At 42.8% G+C, this 14,983-nt stretch carries 14 protein-coding genes and 1 pseudogene; 10 read left to right on the plus strand and 5 right to left on the minus strand.

Annotation, left to right across the window (positions count from 1 at the left end; translation table 11 throughout):
* Positions 1-155 precede the first annotated feature (155 nt).
* Positions 156-2,177, plus strand: a complete 2,022-nt coding sequence (locus PLE7327_RS16490; RefSeq protein ID WP_015144934.1) for an NAD(P)/FAD-dependent oxidoreductase — start codon at positions 156-158, stop codon at positions 2,175-2,177.
* 405 nt (positions 2,178-2,582) lie between these two features.
* Here the strand turns inward: PLE7327_RS16490 and PLE7327_RS16500 are convergent, their stop codons facing one another.
* On the minus strand, positions 2,583-2,852 hold the full coding sequence (locus tag PLE7327_RS16500) for a hypothetical protein (RefSeq protein ID WP_015144936.1): 270 nt from the start codon (positions 2,850-2,852) through the stop codon (positions 2,583-2,585).
* A 428-nt stretch (positions 2,853-3,280) separates the two neighbouring features.
* Between PLE7327_RS16500 and PLE7327_RS16505 the strand changes: the two genes are divergently transcribed.
* Positions 3,281-3,991, plus strand: a complete 711-nt coding sequence (locus PLE7327_RS16505) for a cytochrome b N-terminal domain-containing protein (RefSeq protein WP_071880615.1) — start codon at positions 3,281-3,283, stop codon at positions 3,989-3,991.
* Between the two features lie 119 nt (positions 3,992-4,110).
* Positions 4,111-5,156 (plus strand): annotated as a pseudogene (locus tag PLE7327_RS16510) (RNA-guided endonuclease InsQ/TnpB family protein).
* A 17-nt stretch (positions 5,157-5,173) separates the two neighbouring features.
* Here the strand turns inward: PLE7327_RS16510 and PLE7327_RS16515 are convergent.
* Complete coding sequence (locus tag PLE7327_RS16515; protein WP_015144937.1) at positions 5,174-6,415, minus strand: bifunctional oligoribonuclease/PAP phosphatase NrnA; 1,242 nt, start codon at positions 6,413-6,415, stop codon at positions 5,174-5,176.
* Positions 6,416-7,015: 600 nt separating this feature from the next.
* Here PLE7327_RS16515 and PLE7327_RS16520 point away from each other — a divergent pair.
* The 3 genes from PLE7327_RS16520 (at position 7,016) to PLE7327_RS16530 (ending at position 9,986) form a co-directional block, all read left to right on the plus strand.
* Positions 7,016-8,275 (plus strand): HhoA/HhoB/HtrA family serine endopeptidase, encoded by a 1,260-nt coding sequence (locus tag PLE7327_RS16520; protein ID WP_015144938.1) that lies wholly within the window; start codon positions 7,016-7,018, stop codon positions 8,273-8,275.
* Between the two features lie 98 nt (positions 8,276-8,373).
* A complete protein-coding gene (locus PLE7327_RS16525) occupies positions 8,374-9,204 on the plus strand; it encodes an EI24 domain-containing protein (RefSeq protein WP_015144939.1) in 831 nt (276 codons plus the stop codon).
* A gap of 11 nt (positions 9,205-9,215) precedes the next feature.
* Positions 9,216-9,986, plus strand: coding sequence for a hypothetical protein (locus PLE7327_RS16530; RefSeq protein ID WP_015144940.1), 771 nt, complete (start codon positions 9,216-9,218; stop codon positions 9,984-9,986).
* A gap of 35 nt (positions 9,987-10,021) precedes the next feature.
* Here the strand turns inward: PLE7327_RS16530 and PLE7327_RS16535 are convergent, their stop codons facing one another.
* Together PLE7327_RS16535 and PLE7327_RS16540 are read right to left on the minus strand one after the other, a co-directional pair.
* The gene (locus tag PLE7327_RS16535) at positions 10,022-10,879 is read right to left on the minus strand and encodes a M56 family metallopeptidase (protein WP_015144941.1); all 858 of its coding nucleotides are present in this window, start codon (positions 10,877-10,879) and stop codon (positions 10,022-10,024) included.
* Entirely contained in the window at positions 10,879-11,301 is a 423-nt protein-coding gene (locus PLE7327_RS16540; RefSeq protein ID WP_015144942.1) for a BlaI/MecI/CopY family transcriptional regulator, read from the minus strand. The genes PLE7327_RS16535 and PLE7327_RS16540 overlap by 1 nt, the downstream gene beginning before the upstream one ends.
* Before the next feature lie 159 nt (positions 11,302-11,460).
* Between PLE7327_RS16540 and PLE7327_RS16545 the strand changes: the two genes are divergently transcribed.
* Complete coding sequence (locus PLE7327_RS16545) at positions 11,461-11,769, plus strand: DUF4090 family protein (RefSeq protein ID WP_015144943.1); 309 nt, start codon at positions 11,461-11,463, stop codon at positions 11,767-11,769.
* Positions 11,770-11,852: 83 nt separating this feature from the next.
* Positions 11,853-13,085, plus strand: coding sequence for an MFS transporter (locus PLE7327_RS16550; RefSeq protein WP_015144944.1), 1,233 nt, complete (start codon positions 11,853-11,855; stop codon positions 13,083-13,085).
* A 229-nt stretch (positions 13,086-13,314) separates the two neighbouring features.
* Here the strand turns inward: PLE7327_RS16550 and hisIE are convergent, their stop codons facing one another.
* The gene (gene hisIE, locus PLE7327_RS16555) at positions 13,315-13,965 is read right to left on the minus strand and encodes a bifunctional phosphoribosyl-AMP cyclohydrolase/phosphoribosyl-ATP diphosphatase HisIE (RefSeq protein ID WP_015144946.1); all 651 of its coding nucleotides are present in this window, start codon (positions 13,963-13,965) and stop codon (positions 13,315-13,317) included.
* A gap of 84 nt (positions 13,966-14,049) precedes the next feature.
* Between hisIE and PLE7327_RS16560 the strand changes: the two genes are divergently transcribed.
* Both PLE7327_RS16560 and psbV read left to right on the plus strand, forming a co-directional pair.
* Positions 14,050-14,283 (plus strand): hypothetical protein, encoded by a 234-nt coding sequence (locus PLE7327_RS16560; RefSeq protein ID WP_015144947.1) that lies wholly within the window; start codon positions 14,050-14,052, stop codon positions 14,281-14,283.
* A 175-nt stretch (positions 14,284-14,458) separates the two neighbouring features.
* On the plus strand, positions 14,459-14,944 hold the full coding sequence (psbV, locus tag PLE7327_RS16565) for a photosystem II cytochrome c-550 (RefSeq protein ID WP_015144948.1): 486 nt from the start codon (positions 14,459-14,461) through the stop codon (positions 14,942-14,944).
* Positions 14,945-14,983: the final 39 nt, after the last annotated feature.

Genomic DNA, 14,983 nt, shown 5'->3' on the forward strand with positions numbered 1-14,983 from the left:
GGTTTCGCGATAGCATCAGAGAATCTTACTAAAGGGGTCAAAATGTAAAGTTTTTTTAAGTGCTTTTAAGGATTTAGTATAAAAAAGTTTAGCCTACTTTCACCGTCATTAGTTCCGTATTTTCTTTTAACTATTAGATCAAGCCTTTGCTCGATATGCAAGAAATCCTCTATATAGAAGTTCCAACGGCGGATACAGTTGGCGTACGTATCTGGCTACAGCAGGAATGGAAACCAGATCTGGGGCAAATAATCAATACCCCTGATGGCATTCGCCTGCAATTTTCCCAAGAAACTTCAAAACACCCTCAAGAAATTTCGGAAAGCGAACTCTCGATTTTTGTTTGGTCGGTTCAGCGCACGACTTATCTAAAAGTATTCCGCTGGGGATCGAAAAGAGTTCCATCGGAAAAAAGAATTTTACAGCAATTGGTTACCAACATAAGAAATCGATTTCCTCAGCAATATCCAGAACTTCCAGAGATTGATTTATCCAAACAATCTATTTTTGAGGCTTTAGACCCCTACTATCCCAAAACGGTTCATTTTTTTCAAAAAATGCCTCAAGGGGAATACGATCTCAAACGGGTTTACTGGTGGGAAAAACGTTGGCGCGAAAGCGTTCGCCATCCTCAACAACCAAAGCAGGTGGTGTTTAAGGCACAAGAAAATGTAGAGACGCGACATGGACTATCTCCCGATTACGACCTAATCTATATCGGAGGGGCGTTAGGGGCGATTCATGCAGCAGTGATGGCGAAGTTAGGGTATCGAGTCCTGCTTGTCGAACGATTGTCTTTTGGACGGATGAATCGCGAGTGGAATATTTCGCGATCCGAGTTACAGGGTTTACTCGATTTGGGGTTATTAACCCCCGACGAATGCGAAAGCATCATCGCCAGAGAATATGTCGATGGCTTTAATAAATTTTTTGATGGCAATTTGCCTCTACATCTCAAAGCCGAGATTTTACATACACCGACGGTGTTGAATGTAGCTCTTGCCTCCGACAGGTGGCTGAGTTTGTGCGGCGAAAAATTACGTCAAGCAGGCGGGGAAATTTGGGATGAAACTGAATTTATTCGTGCAGATATCGACTCGGAGAAAGTAACGGTTCAATTGGTACATTTGCCGACGAGAGAACCCAAACAGGCAAGCGGACGGTTACTGATCGATGCGATGGGGACGGCATCGCCGATCGCTTGGCAACTTAATGGCAAGCGGACTTTTGAGAGTGTTTGTCCTACGGTAGGCGCTGTCTTAGAGGGCATTGAACCACAGGTATGGGATTCTAACTATGGGGACGTTCTCAACTCCCACGGCGATATTTCTCGCGGACGACAACTGATTTGGGAGTTGTTTCCAGCACAAGGAAAGGAACTGACCATTTATCTGTTTCACTACCATCAGGTGCATCCCGACAATCCCGGCTCTTTATTAGAAATGTATGAAGATTTCTTTACAATTCTGCCGGAGTATCGACGCTGCGATTTGGAGAAGTTGACTTGGAAAAAACCGACTTTTGGGTATATTCCCGGTCACTTTAGCGTGGGAAGCCGCGATCGCGCGGTGGCATTCGATCGCTTATTAGCCATTGGGGATGCCGCTTCGCTTCAATCTCCTTTAATTTTCACGGGTTTTGGCTCTTTGGTACGCAATCTCGATCGCCTCACGACTTTACTAGATACTGCTTTAAAACATAACTTATTAAGCGCAGAAAATCTGAATCAGATTCGCGCCTATCAAAGTAACGTTGCCGTGACTTGGCTGTTTTCTAAGGGAATGATGGTGCCGACGGGGACGACTTTACCGCCCCAACGCATCAATGCCATGCTCAACAATTTTTTTGGATTGCTTGCCGACGCACCTCCAGATGTTGCTGAAACGTTTATCAAAGATCGAACCAGTTGGTTGATGTTTAACCAACTTGCCCTTAAAGCCGCCTGGAAAAATCCTGCTTTACTTCTATGGATCTGGGAGATGGCGGGAAGTCGAGATATGTTGCGCTGGCTGGGATCTTACTGGGATTTTACCCTCGATGCGCTCAAAAACTGGTTATTAAGTGGATGGTTCCCCAAATGGTTGCAACACTCACAACCTTGGCTAGAAAAGAATCATCCAGCTCTATGGCTGCGATTGTTGAATTTGAAATACAGTCTTAATCCAAAATCGATATAAATATGTGCGATACCTTAGTTGTTCTATCAGAGGATATCTGAAAAGTCTATCTTGTTATTCTCAGTGCAGGAGAAGGTAACGAAGAATATCTGTTTGGAGTTGGTATGCTAATACCATTTTGGATGAAAGGATTTTGCGCTGCTCGAACAAAGTTCTGCGCGGCGGTTTTGGATTTTGGATTGAGAAGTAAGGGCGGGCCGATCTAAAAACGCGAGAGATTTCCCTACAGTTACTGTCAAAAACTCGCCCCACCCAGAGCGGCTGACTAATTGATAATTCGCAATTAATAATTCGCCATTCGCCATTAAAATCTAAAAACATTGAATTTCTAGCTAGAATCCATCTCTATTTCCCAATTGCGAATTGATAATTGCCAATTGCGAATTGCAATTTATATTAATTAAATTATCTTTCCTCTGATAGAAAAGCTTGGGCGATTTCTTCCCAATCCACTTCATCAAAAGCTTCTTGCAAAATCTCAGTGTATAAAGAATTGTGACCAGAAAGCGGATTATTAAAATCCGTCACTAACGCTTCAATTTCTTTTGCAAGCGCTTCGATCTTATTTCTCGCATCGGCAGCTAGCACCTGAAGTTGGTTGTGAGTATTTTCTTCTTTAGTCAACCAGAGGTGGACAAGCCAAGTAGAGTAGTTTTTAAATCCTTTATAGGTCATGGTCTTAGTCCTCCTTATTTGTGACTTCTATTTTAATTATCTCAAAAATCAGTGAATTTAAGATGTCTCGATTATTTATCTATCTAAATAAGTCGGTCTATAATGACTGGGCTGCTTAATTTATTGTCATCAAATTCTAAATTCTTTAGATATCTATCTAAGTCAACTTTTCTGTTTTTCAAGAGCAAATACAGATTTTTTTGCAATAGTATCCAGTTAAAAAAATGAATGATGGGATTTAGAGGTTTACTAGACAACCTTCTATTGAATCAAATATGAAGAAAAATAATTAGGGATTGCTTTTCTTGATAACTAATTCTAATTTTTTTCCTTGTTTCTCCGTCTCCTGCGTCCTGAATTTGGGTATTTCTCCTCAAAGGGATTACAATAAAAATAACAAAACTTAACAAAAGCTAGAGGTAACGGCTATGGAAAGCCTATGCTACACTTTTATCGTCCGGCGACTAGCAACCTTTCTGGCAATTGCAACGCTGACTTTATGCTTGCTTGCAGCGTCCACGGGAGTTCTTCTAGCATTTTACTATTCCCCTTCTGCGGGCAAAGCCTTTTCATCGATCGAGCGCATCGCTACCGAAATTCCCAACGGTTGGCTGATTCGCAGCTTACACGACATTGCAGGTAACGGACTGATTGTTGTCGCGCTAGTGCAAATTGTCGTGATGTTTTTAGGACGGCAATTTCGCTTCGGTTGGCTGACTGCCTGGATTTCAGGAATCGCGTTAACTCTGAGCGCGATCGCACTGAGCTGGACGGCAATGAATCTCGAATGGACTCAAACGGGGTATTGGCGTTTGACCCTCGAACTTGGCATTATTGAAAGTATTCCGCTAATCGGTCAAACCCTGCGAGAGTTTCTGACGGGTGGCGAAGCAATTGGGACGGTTACGCTTCAACACTTGTTTGCTCTGCACAGCTACGTACTCTCAAGCTTAGCAGTCCTTCTCTCGATAATTCATTTAGTCGGACTGCTTTTCCAAGAACGCCAAGAAAAACAGCTGCAAGCTTTATCTTTAGAAACCGAAACCCAAAAAGACTCAAGACAGTCTAGCTCGGATCTAACTTCCCCATCCTCGGAAGTCTTAGATCTTGCACCAGCTTTTCATCCCACCAAGAAATAAATCTCTTGGCTTATAGCTAAAGTCAGATAAATCTGACCAGAAATAATGGGATACAAGCCCCATCTTTCCAGACGGCTTTATTTCTGTTATCCTAGTTGCCATAGAAGTTTTCCACGTCAATAATAGTTTTAGAGTTTAAGGCAAAGGGGAAAACAACTCAATATGCGGCTATAGATGAGGCGATAAGAACTGCTCAATTTGTTCGCAACAAATGTATCCGTTTTTGGATGGATAACCGAGGTGTAGGACAAAAAGAAAAGAACTATATTGCTACAACACTACATTAAGAGCTGAATACTCCTTTGTTAAAGACTTAAACTCTCATGCTTGTCAGGTAGGAGTAGAAAGAGCCTATAGCGCTATAGCTAGATTCTACGACAACTGCAAAAAAGGTATTCCCGGCAAGAAAGGTTATCCACAGTTCAAGAAAAATAGCCGTTCAGTGGAGTATAAAACTTCTGGTTGGAAGTTATCAAAAACGAGAAAGCAAATCACTGTTACAGACAAGAAAGGGATTGGCGAACTCAAACTAAAAGGGACGTGGGATTTAAATTTTTACCAACCAGGACAGATAAAACGGGTCAGGTTAGTACGTCGTATAGACGGTCACTATGCCCAATTCTCAGTCAGTGTAGACAACAAAGTAGAAACACAACCAACGGGTAAAACCATTGGTTTAAAAATAAGTAGGCAACGTGAAGAACGCGCCAAGCGAGTGGCGCGTTGCGTAATCCAATCTAACGATTTGGTCGCCTATGAAGATCTGAGGATTAAGAACTTAGTTAAAAATCATTGTCTTGCCAAATCTATTAATGATGCTGGTTGGGATCAATTCAGGAAATGGTTAGAGTATTTTGGTCTGAAGTTTGGCAGGATAACTGTTGCGGTTAATCCTGCTTACACATCTCAAGAATGTTCTCACTGTGGGGCAGTAGTCAAAAAATCTCTGTCAACAAGAACCCATGTTTGTAAATGTGGATTTGTAATGGATAGAGATTGGAATGCTGCAATTAATAATATTCTGAAATTAGCCTTGAGTACGGTAGGGCATACCGGAACTTGGATCTTAGATCCGAACGCTTCAGGAGATTCGACCTCTACTCATGCTGGAGAAATCTTGTCTGAGCAAGTTGGGTCACAGAATGAAGAATCTTCGCCCTTATAGGGCGGAGATTGTCAAAGTTAAGTATGAATCACTTTATCGTCGGGGTTGACCAAGCGCAAGAATTTTTGCTTGATTTGATTGTCAAAGACTTCCCATTTAAGCTTGGTGTATTCGGCATTGTCATTGCTGCCGCTCAAGAAGCCGATGGGGATTTCAAATCCTCCCGCCATGTTGCGTCCGCCGCCATAATAGCGCCCTTGGCTGTCTCTACCGAGGGCTTGTTTGAGGAATTCGTCCGGATCGAGCGTCAGTTTGGTAGTTCTCAGGGAACCGATGATGACTTCTATGTCGTTGTCTTCGTCGTGAACGATTCCGTAGACGACGGCAGTGTGGACGTTTTCTTCGGTGGCGAGAAAATCAGCCGCCTGGGGAATGGCATCGCGATCGTCATAGCGCAAATAGCCCACCCCAGCGATAGAAAAGTTATTTTTGAGCTTGCGATTTTTCAGCGCTCGCTCGATCGCGTCCATCACGTGTCGCGATCGCGCTGATTGTAGAACGGCACTAAGCAACTGACAGTCGTAAAATCGACTTAGATAGGCTGCTGCTAGTAAATCTTCTTCCTGCGCTTGTAGCAAACCATTGGTATCGGAGCGCACGCCGTGCATCAAAGCGGTGGCGCATTTAACGTGGGCTTTGTTGTTACTGTTAAAGGTTAACAGTCCCGCCTGGATGTATTGGGTCAAAATCGTAGCCGTAGCTCGGATTTGCGGGCGCACGTCGATAAATTCCGCCTCTATTTCTCCTTGCTGGGTGTGGTGATCGATGACGACAACAAAGGGGATTTTTGCCTGTTTTACTAAGGGGATAAGTTGGCTAGTCGTTCCTTGACTGTCTACCAAAACGCATCCTTGATAAACGGATAAGTCCCGATCTTTGAGAGTCTGTACGCCCCAGCGTTTTGCAGGTAACTCCGTTAATTTTACCAAGGCAATATTCTCTTGATGGGAAAGGGTTCCTGCATAAACAATGTCGCATTGGATGTCGTACTGCTGGGCGATCAGTTGATACGCCCAAGCACTAGAGAGGGCATCTGGATCGGGAAAATCTTGGATGACGACGATCTGATATTCGCCTCGATGCCTTTCTAGCGTCTGCTTCAGTTTTTCTACGATCGGTCTGATAGATGCAGCATGGCTTTCTCGCTCGAAGGTCAAAGCAGCCGTTTCTTCGTGCCGATCGACAACTGCTGCATCTGCTTTGACTTCTGGATCGGTGGAATTGTTGCGATCGAGAGGAGTAAGTAAATTTGAAGTCATTTGAAAAGAATTTTAAAAAAGACTCAGCCGTTTTCCTGTAATAATTGAAGAATTATATAACCTGCTCCTAGTCTAAAACTAACTCACCTGTCGAGTGATGGATTTCATCGATTTATTTTTCTTAAGCGATAAGATTAAAGACAGCTCAAACTACTTACGATATAATTTATACAAAAATTTCCGTAGAGAGGAAGTCGGGTTAACCGACACGACAACCGAACGCGATCTATAGCGCAGCACTCGCACGAATTCAACATCGTTCGACATCTGAGGCGATTGTTTTTATCATAGCCTAAACTCAATAGTTTGTCATTGTGTTGAGGATTGGAGATTGGTAATATCAATTCGCCAGGATTGGCAATTCACAACACAATTGTCAATGATTTTCCCTTGGCAATTATTAAAATATAGTCAGGACATGAACCTGTCATGTAAAATTCACAATATTGTCACAGAAAGTTCATATCCCTCATCTACAGTAAGAAATGTCAGCTCAAGCGCTCCAGCCGTTTTCCTCAAACGACACTCCTCACACTGCTGAGCTGACTTCCTTCTCCTAGCGATCCGAAGCTATAGGGTATGCGAGACGATCCAAACACTATGAAACGAGCTTCTTTTGATTCGGAACTTCCCCATCAATCTTCTTTTTCTGGCTCTCGCTTCTCTCCCGCGAAGAGAATGGCAACCTACCTATCGCTGCTGCTGTTGGGAGCAGGAATGGGAGTAGGAGGAGTATATATTGCTGGCAGTCCGCCAATGTTGACGCGCACGCCGGGGACTTCAGCTTTAGCTCAAAATAATGAGAACTCTCAAGAAAATTCTACCCCCGCGATCGCCGCTCCCACTAACTTTGTGAGTGAGGTAGTCAATCGAGTCGGTCCGGCGGTGGTTAGAATTGATGCCTCGCGCACGGTACGAACACAAGTGCCAGAGATGTTTGACGACCCGTTTTTCCGTCGCTTCTTTGGGGATGCAATTCCTTCTTCTCCAGAGCGGCAGATTCAGAGAGGCGTAGGTTCCGGCTTTATTGTTAGCGCCAACGGTCAGATTTTGACGAATGCCCACGTAGTCGATGGCGCGGATCGAGTTACCGTAACCCTCAAAGACGGTCGCACTCTAACGGGTAAAGTCTTGGGGACAGACGATCTGACGGATGTAGCGGTTGTCAAAGTAGAAGCAGAGAATTTGCCGACCGTGAAGTTGGGCGACTCAAACGCACTCCAAGTCGGAGAGTGGGCGATCGCGATCGGAAATCCTTTAGGATTAGATAACACCGTCACCACGGGGATTATTAGCGGTACGGGTCGCAATAGTTCCCAAATCGGCGTCGGCGATAAGCGAGTCAATTTCATTCAAACCGATGCGGCGATCAATCCCGGTAACTCTGGGGGTCCTCTACTGAATGCCAAGGGAGAAGTCGTGGGCATCAATACCGCAATTATTCGCGGTGCTCAAGGTCTCGGTTTTGCCATTCCCATCGATCGAGCGATGCAGATTGCCGAGCAATTGATTGCTAAAGGAAAGGTCGAGCATGCGTATCTGGGCATTCAAATGGCAGAGATTACCCCAGAACTCAAGCAAACGTTACAAGAAAACGAGGGGTTGACCATCAATGCCGACCAAGGAGTATTGATTGTCAGAGTCGTTCGCAATTCTCCAGCTGCTCGCGCGGGATTGAGGGCAGGCGATGTCATCCAAACAATTAACGGTCAATCTGTTAGCACGCCCAGTCAAGTTCAAGATACTGTCGAGAAAACAGCAGTAGGTAATGAGTTATCCATAGCAGTAGAACGCGATGGGAGAACGGTAAATTTGAATGCTAGAGTGGGAGTATTCCCAACTCGACAAGCTCAAGGTTAGTAGTTGGAAAAAGGAAGCAGAGACGAAATTCCGATCTCCTCTAGGGACAAGGTATTGTCTTGTCCCTACGCCTAACTTCCAACCCTTAATTTCTCTCTATGCGACAAGTTCTCAGCGGATTTGGCTTTCTTGCGGGAGCCTCTTATCCTTTTCGCGCCTTGGCAGTTTTTCGACGCACGCCTCGTCTGTGGGGTTATTTAATCGTTCCAATTTTGCTGAATTTTTTTCTAGGCATTATTTTATATGCAGGCTCTCTATATTTAGGTTGGCAGGTAGTCCAGGATCTCATCACTGGTCTCTCCAACTGGGTCGATTCATTAATTGCTAATCTTCCCGCTTGGTTGGGGATTTTGGAATATCTTATTGTTGGGTTGGGTTTTTTACTGCATCTGCTGTTGATTATCGTGTTATTCATCGTCACGGGCTTCTTGTTGACTCAAGTGGGAGTGACGCTAGGCGCGCCATGGTATGGAAAACTCTCAGAAGAGTTAGAGAAAATTCGCACGGGTAAGCTACAAGCGGTAGAAGTCGGAATTTTTCGGGATATTTGCCGAGCAATCCTGTTTGAATTTAAAAAACTGGTACTCTTTGCCTGTGTAGGAATCCCTTTATTTGTGCTAAATTTTCTGCCGGGAGTAGGTACGGTAATCTCTACAGTTGGTGGGATAATCCTGACGGGAACGATTGTTTGTCTCGATTTTTTAGATGGTCCGCTAGAACGCCGACGCTTGAGCTTTCGAGACAAGTTGAGTGTCGTTTTTGGCAGTTTGCCTGCCAGTGCCGGCTTTGGTTTGGTCTGTTTGGGATTGATTAGTATTCCCTTAGTCAATCTGGTGACGATTCCGCTGTGCGTTGCTTCGGGAACATTGTTTTTTTGCGATCGCATTTTGCCCAAGCGTTTTCGGTCTGTTGATAATGCTAAGGGCTAATTAGCTAATTTATGTTAAGTCAAACGATCTCGATTCCCGATACCCCAAATGTCAGTTTGGTAGCCTTTTATGGCACTAAACCAACTGCCTTAAAATTATTCATTGAATCCTTACAAACACGCATTTCAGAAGCGCTGGATAATAGTTTTGAATGTTATCTCCTCGAACAAGTACACGCCACAATTATTGGATGTGAAGGATTGAAAACAGAAAAAGGCATCCTAAGCAAGTGGTTTTTAGAGCATCGGGGTGAAGAAAGATATATTAAGTTAGCTGATTTTATCAATTATGTTCGTCAGAGCGATCGCTTGCCCATTCATGTAAAGATCGGTGGCTACGCTCCAAAGATCGACTATGGTTTTTTAAGTCAAAATAAGCATCCCTTTGAACGTTCTTTTCAATTTCTAGGAAATATTGCCGTATCGATCGGATGGTCGTTGAGAGAAAGAAAAATTTCTCGCGATCTCGATCGCTTTCGTCTAGAATGCCAAAATTTTAACTTACTCCATAAATATCATAAGCACCCCAATTCAGTAGATAATGATTGCTATATGCGGATTGGCGTTATCAAAGGCAAAGTTAACGATCGAGAAATCAAAAAGATCGAACGAGAAATTCAGAATAGTTTGAGAAATATATCGCCCATTCATTTATCTATAGGTTTCGATAACCTCAAATTTGTAAGGTATCAAGATCTAGCACTTTCACTTGATAAAACTCAAATAATTTCTCTTAAAAATGCCACTGAAGATAAAGTCGAAAAATTTTATCCATCGAGATAATAAAAAGCGTAAACGATCGAGGAAAGATTATTGGATTAATAGTGCAATGGCACAGTTACTAAAGGAAGAAAAACAAAAAATATCCAACTCCAATACCACCAATTATAAGTCAGATAAAAACTATCTTCGCTAAGAATAAGATCGATTCGTTCTTTTAAACGGCTATGAGAAGTTGGATCGCTTAGAGCAGCACAAAAACTAGCTGATATATCTATGAATGAAGATTGACTAACTTGTTGGGCAACTAACAGCAGCGATTCTGCTAACAGTAAAGAATCTACTTGTTGAATTGCTTGCCGATCTGCTCTTAATTCTCTTAATAATAAAAGTTCTTGCCAGAGAGATTCTGTATTCGGCAACCAAAAAGTCAGCGATCGCAACCAACCTAACCAGAAAAACCAAAAAGTATCTCGATTATTATAATGAGCTTGTTCGTGAGCTAATACAGCTATGATATGTTCGCGATCGAGGATATTTAAAAGTCCCTTACTAATAACTAATTCAGGATTTAAAAAACCGATTTGGGCACTGTAAGGAAAATTTGTCTCTAAAATTCTGGCGATTTTTCCTTCTACTATTTGCTGGGGATAGGCACAAATTTTTTGCCGAGATCGCCACGCTTGATACGATAACTTAACACCTAAAATGCCTGCAAAAGTAACAAACCCTATAGCCAGCATATAGCTCAACCAGCTTGCTCTCCAGCCTAGCATTGTGCCTTTATATCCCATGCACGATACTGCTACAGCCGTCATTAGCAATAGTAAGGGAGGAAAAAGAAATAAAAATAGCGATCGCTGCCAGGATTTTCTCCAATTTCCTAACAGCTTTAACGACATTAATCTAATACTAAAAGCCAAGCCCAAGGCTAACAAAATCATCAATGCATGCATTATTTTTGTTCCTCTCTTTGGCGACGAATTTTTTCTAGACGGGACGCAATCGCTTCTAGTTGTTCGAGACTGGCTGTATCCAGGCTATCCGCAAAAGAAGCTACGATATCGGGATTGCTAACGGCTAAAAATTGATGCAACTGTTCGTAAGATTTAATTGCCCGCGCTTCTTCGCGAGATACCAAAGGTTCCCAATAAAAAACCCGCCCTTTTTTATAACAAGACAACCATCCTTTGTTAGTTAAACGATTGAGAACGGTAGTGACTGAAGTATAAGCTAATTCTCGGTCTGGATCCGATAAAATTCGCTCGTGAACTTCTTTGACAGTCGCGCAACCCAGTTCCCAAACAATGTTTAAAATTTCTGTTTCTAAAGGTCCCAGAGACAGTTGTCTGGGGCGATAATCAGGTAACGGAGACATATTTCTTGTTTTCGTTTGCTGTTTAATGATGCCTGTTAAAGGCGATAAATTGTATCATCGATCGCTCAATCGATTCCGTTAATCGATCGTTAAGCCAATTTAATTTTAGAGGGTTAACGTTCCTGATAGAATAGCTTCGTCCCTTTTCACTACACTAACATGTCTGCTGAAACCCAAGCATCGTCACAAAATACAACTGGCGCTGATGCGGTAGATGCTGCTATCGCCAAAGGAATCGATCTCGATGGCACTCCCATTCCGGCTGAAAAACTGGAACTCTACAACAAAATCATGGCACTAGAAGCCAACAGACAGCGTAGCGGCGTTAGCAATACGATGCGATCGCGAATCGTTAGAATTGGTTCCAAGCATATTGCTAAAGATGAATTAAATCAAATGTTAACTGATGCTGGTTTTGCCCCTCTAAAAGAGAAAGAAATCGCCTTTTTTATGGCGGCAAATAAATGACAAGATTGATAGGAATCGACCCTAGCGAGTTCGGCATTTAGGATCTTAGAAATGTGCTACTCAAGCTTTGCGCTCGCAATACCATGTCCGAACGTCAGTTCTTTCAATTACCCCGCCTAAATTTTAAAATCTGGATTCTGGCAGCAGGTCGATCGATCTCTCAAATTGGCACGGGTTTTACACTATTTTATGCGCCAATTTTTTTCGTCAATCAAGTTGGTTTATCTGCCACGACTGTCGGAATTGCTTTAGGCAGTGGCTCTCTTTCTGGGATAGTCGGACGTTTTTTAGGGGGATCGTTTTCGGATTCTCAGTGGTGGGGACGCAGAAAGACTTTATTGCTTTCTGCCGCTATTTCTGCGATCGCAGATGTCGTTTTGGCACTTACCTATAATTTTCCTACCCTAGTCATTGGCAATTTATTGATGGGGTTGGGAATCGGTTTATATTGGCCCGCTACGGAAGCCGCTGTTGCCGATTTAACCACCATCGAACAGCGAAATGAAGCGTTTGCCATTACTCGCTTAGCCGATAGTATTGGTTTGGGATTGGGGGTAGTTTTGGGCGGCGCCTCGATCGCTTTTTCAGGTAATTATCGTACTTTGTTTATTATCGATGGCATTTCTTTTCTTGTTTTTTTTGCCATTGTTTATGTTGCCATTTCTGAAACTTACCAATTTCACAAACGCCAACGCGATCCGAGTCGAGGATGGTTAGTTGCATTAAGCGATCGCCGTTTAATAATTTACTCTATTGTTAACGTTATTTTTACTACTTATGTTTCTCAAATACAAAGCACGATGCCGCTCTATTTCAAAAATTTTGTTTCGGGAAGAGGATTTTCTCCCACAATAATTAGTCTTATTTTTAGTTGGCATATCGTTTTTAGCGCCCTCTGTCAGTTACCCGTCGCGAGATTTCTTAACCGCTTTAGTCGCATCGAGGCTTTAATCTTTTCTCTTCTGTTCTGGGGAGTCGGATTTATCTTAGTTTGGCTGACAGGAATTTCCACAACTTATGCTTTGGTCTGGGCTATTTTAGCGCTAGGAGTTTTGGCAGTGGCTACGGTAGCCTATACGCCTTCTGCGTCTGCTCTCGTTGTCGATTTATCGCCTCCGTCTCTGAGAGGAATTTATTTATCCATTAATTCTCAATGTTGGGCAATTGGTTATTTAATTGGTCCGCCACTGGGAGGATGGGCACTCGATCGCTCTCTCAGTTTTGCCCATAGTTTTTGGTTGGCTTCTGCTGCTAGTATTAGTTTAGGAATTTTGATTTTACGATATCTCGATCGAATTTTAAAAAGCGATCGCTAATTTTCTCAATTTTTTTCAACGTTTATATAATTTGCGCCCAATTTTTTGTAGCATTTTGCTTTACTTTTTTGACTTTCTGCCTTATATTTTAAATAATAGGTATCTTTGCGTTTTAATTTTAATGCAAATTTTTCCATTTTAAAAAATATCCTTTAAAAAAATTATCCCAAAAGTTGCTGGCAATTACAAGAAAATTTTCACGAATAATTACTAATTAATAATTAAGATTTTACTGTCGCCGTTCTTGTAACTTGCGATAAACCTCTCTAAGATCGACCTGGTGATAAGCCAAAGCGACTAGAGCATGATAAAACAGATCGGCAACTTCAGAAGCGATCGCGGCTTTATCGTCGTCCTTACATGCCATCACGACTTCTGACGCTTCTTCGCCAATTTTTTTGAGAATTTTATTATCTCCACCTGCAAATAACTGACAGGTATAAGATTTTTCAGTTGGATTATCCCTGCGATCGCAAATAACTTTAAACACTTCAGATAACGTATCGGCTGGCGGAGCATCTTTCATTCCATCTACTCGATGAAAACAACTCCTTTCGCCTGTATGACAAGCGATATCGCCGATTTGTTCGATGGTGAGTAATAGAGCATCGCTATCGCAGTCATAGCGAATGGAGCGTACCTTTTGAATGTGTCCAGAAGTTGCCCCTTTGTGCCATAGTTCTTGTCGCGAACGACTCCAATACCATGCCTCGCCGGTTTCTAGGGTTTTTTGGAGAGAGTCTCGATTCATCCATGCCATCATTAAAACCGTCCCATCGAGATAATCTTGAGCGATCGCGGGAACTAATCCTCGCTCGTTGTAGCGAATTTCATCAATGGGGATGGCTTGGGTTAGCGAAGTTGGTTGAGTCGAAGACATAGTGTTGGTAAGCTCTCAACAAAGCTGTAGTGCTTTCCAAATTGTACTTTATAAAGACTCTTATCTTTGATATAGAGAGTGTCAATGAATGGCATGATAGTTTATGATACCCATTCAGAAGCTTTGCTGTTGAGATTATTGGCTTGGCAAACCGATCGCGCTGACATTGCTGCAGAAGACAATCTCTCTGTCAAAATAGCGTTTTATCCGTGCAGTCGGTTGGGAGTTACCGATATAAATCAACGCGCTTTTAGCCTGGGAAAATGCCTTGGCAATTATCTCTCACATTTTGTCCGAACGATCCGATTCAAAAACTAAAGGGAAAGAGTTCTGCTCTCAACTCTGGATCTGACGGTGCGATCGCTGCTCGCGAGAGACTAAATTCGATGGTGCAAGCGTTTGAGAAGATGCCTCTAAAGTCGAGACAGCAAAGTTTGGAAGGGTACTGAGTTAAGTACGTACCATGAATGAACTAAATTCTTTCGGGAGAACAATGGTAAAACGATTCATTTGGGTTGTTATAGCAACCGTATTTTTTGTGTTTCAATTCCACGTTAGCGGTGCATCGGCTTTGGAATTCGATGAAGCCACGCGCACTATCACCTTAAACGAAGCCGGTGAAACCGTCACCCTGAGTTCTAAAGAAGTGACCGAAGGTCAGCGTCTATTTAACTCAACTTGTACGAAATGCCACCTCCAAGGCAAGACCAAGACCAATAACAACGTGAGTTTGGGTTTAGATGATTTGGCTGGTGCAGAACCTCCTCGCGATAATCTTTTAGCTTTGGTCGATTACCTCAAACATCCCACCAGCTACGATGGAGAAACCGATTTGTCTGAGGAGCATCCCAACGTCAGCAGACCCGATCTTTATCCAGAACTGAAAAATTTCACTGAAGATGACATTTATAACATTGCTGGCTATATGTTAGTCGCGCCGAAGTTAGATCCGAGATGGGGAGGAACGATTTATTTCTAACTCTGAAAAGTTGACGATTTCGGCGTTACAACGTTGACT

Origin of the sequence: Pleurocapsa sp. PCC 7327 (genome assembly GCF_000317025.1) — a bacterium.
Lineage (GTDB): Bacteria > Cyanobacteriota > Cyanobacteriia > Cyanobacteriales > Microcystaceae > Hydrococcus.

What these genes read in the sequence shown, in the direction of transcription:
- PLE7327_RS16560 (WP_015144947.1), top strand. Translation starts at nt 14,050, where the DNA reads ATGAATGGCATGATAGTTTATGATACCCATTCAGAAGCTTTGCTGTTG.
- PLE7327_RS16515 (WP_015144937.1), bottom strand. Translation starts at nt 6,415, where the DNA reads ATGACTTCAAATTTACTTACTCCTCTCGATCGCAACAATTCCACCGAT.
- PLE7327_RS16540 (WP_015144942.1), bottom strand. Translation starts at nt 11,301, where the DNA reads ATGTCTCCGTTACCTGATTATCGCCCCAGACAACTGTCTCTGGGACCT.
- PLE7327_RS16525 (WP_015144939.1), top strand. Translation starts at nt 8,374, where the DNA reads ATGCGACAAGTTCTCAGCGGATTTGGCTTTCTTGCGGGAGCCTCTTAT.
- PLE7327_RS16535 (WP_015144941.1), bottom strand. Translation starts at nt 10,879, where the DNA reads ATGCATGCATTGATGATTTTGTTAGCCTTGGGCTTGGCTTTTAGTATT.
- PLE7327_RS16530 (WP_015144940.1), top strand. Translation starts at nt 9,216, where the DNA reads ATGTTAAGTCAAACGATCTCGATTCCCGATACCCCAAATGTCAGTTTG.
- hisIE (WP_015144946.1), bottom strand. Translation starts at nt 13,965, where the DNA reads ATGTCTTCGACTCAACCAACTTCGCTAACCCAAGCCATCCCCATTGAT.
- PLE7327_RS16545 (WP_015144943.1), top strand. Translation starts at nt 11,461, where the DNA reads ATGTCTGCTGAAACCCAAGCATCGTCACAAAATACAACTGGCGCTGAT.
- PLE7327_RS16500 (WP_015144936.1), bottom strand. Translation starts at nt 2,852, where the DNA reads ATGACCTATAAAGGATTTAAAAACTACTCTACTTGGCTTGTCCACCTC.
- psbV (WP_015144948.1), top strand. Translation starts at nt 14,459, where the DNA reads ATGGTAAAACGATTCATTTGGGTTGTTATAGCAACCGTATTTTTTGTG.
- PLE7327_RS16550 (WP_015144944.1), top strand. Translation starts at nt 11,853, where the DNA reads ATGTCCGAACGTCAGTTCTTTCAATTACCCCGCCTAAATTTTAAAATC.
- PLE7327_RS16490 (WP_015144934.1), top strand. Translation starts at nt 156, where the DNA reads ATGCAAGAAATCCTCTATATAGAAGTTCCAACGGCGGATACAGTTGGC.
- PLE7327_RS16505 (WP_071880615.1), top strand. Translation starts at nt 3,281, where the DNA reads ATGGAAAGCCTATGCTACACTTTTATCGTCCGGCGACTAGCAACCTTT.
- PLE7327_RS16520 (WP_015144938.1), top strand. Translation starts at nt 7,016, where the DNA reads ATGAAACGAGCTTCTTTTGATTCGGAACTTCCCCATCAATCTTCTTTT.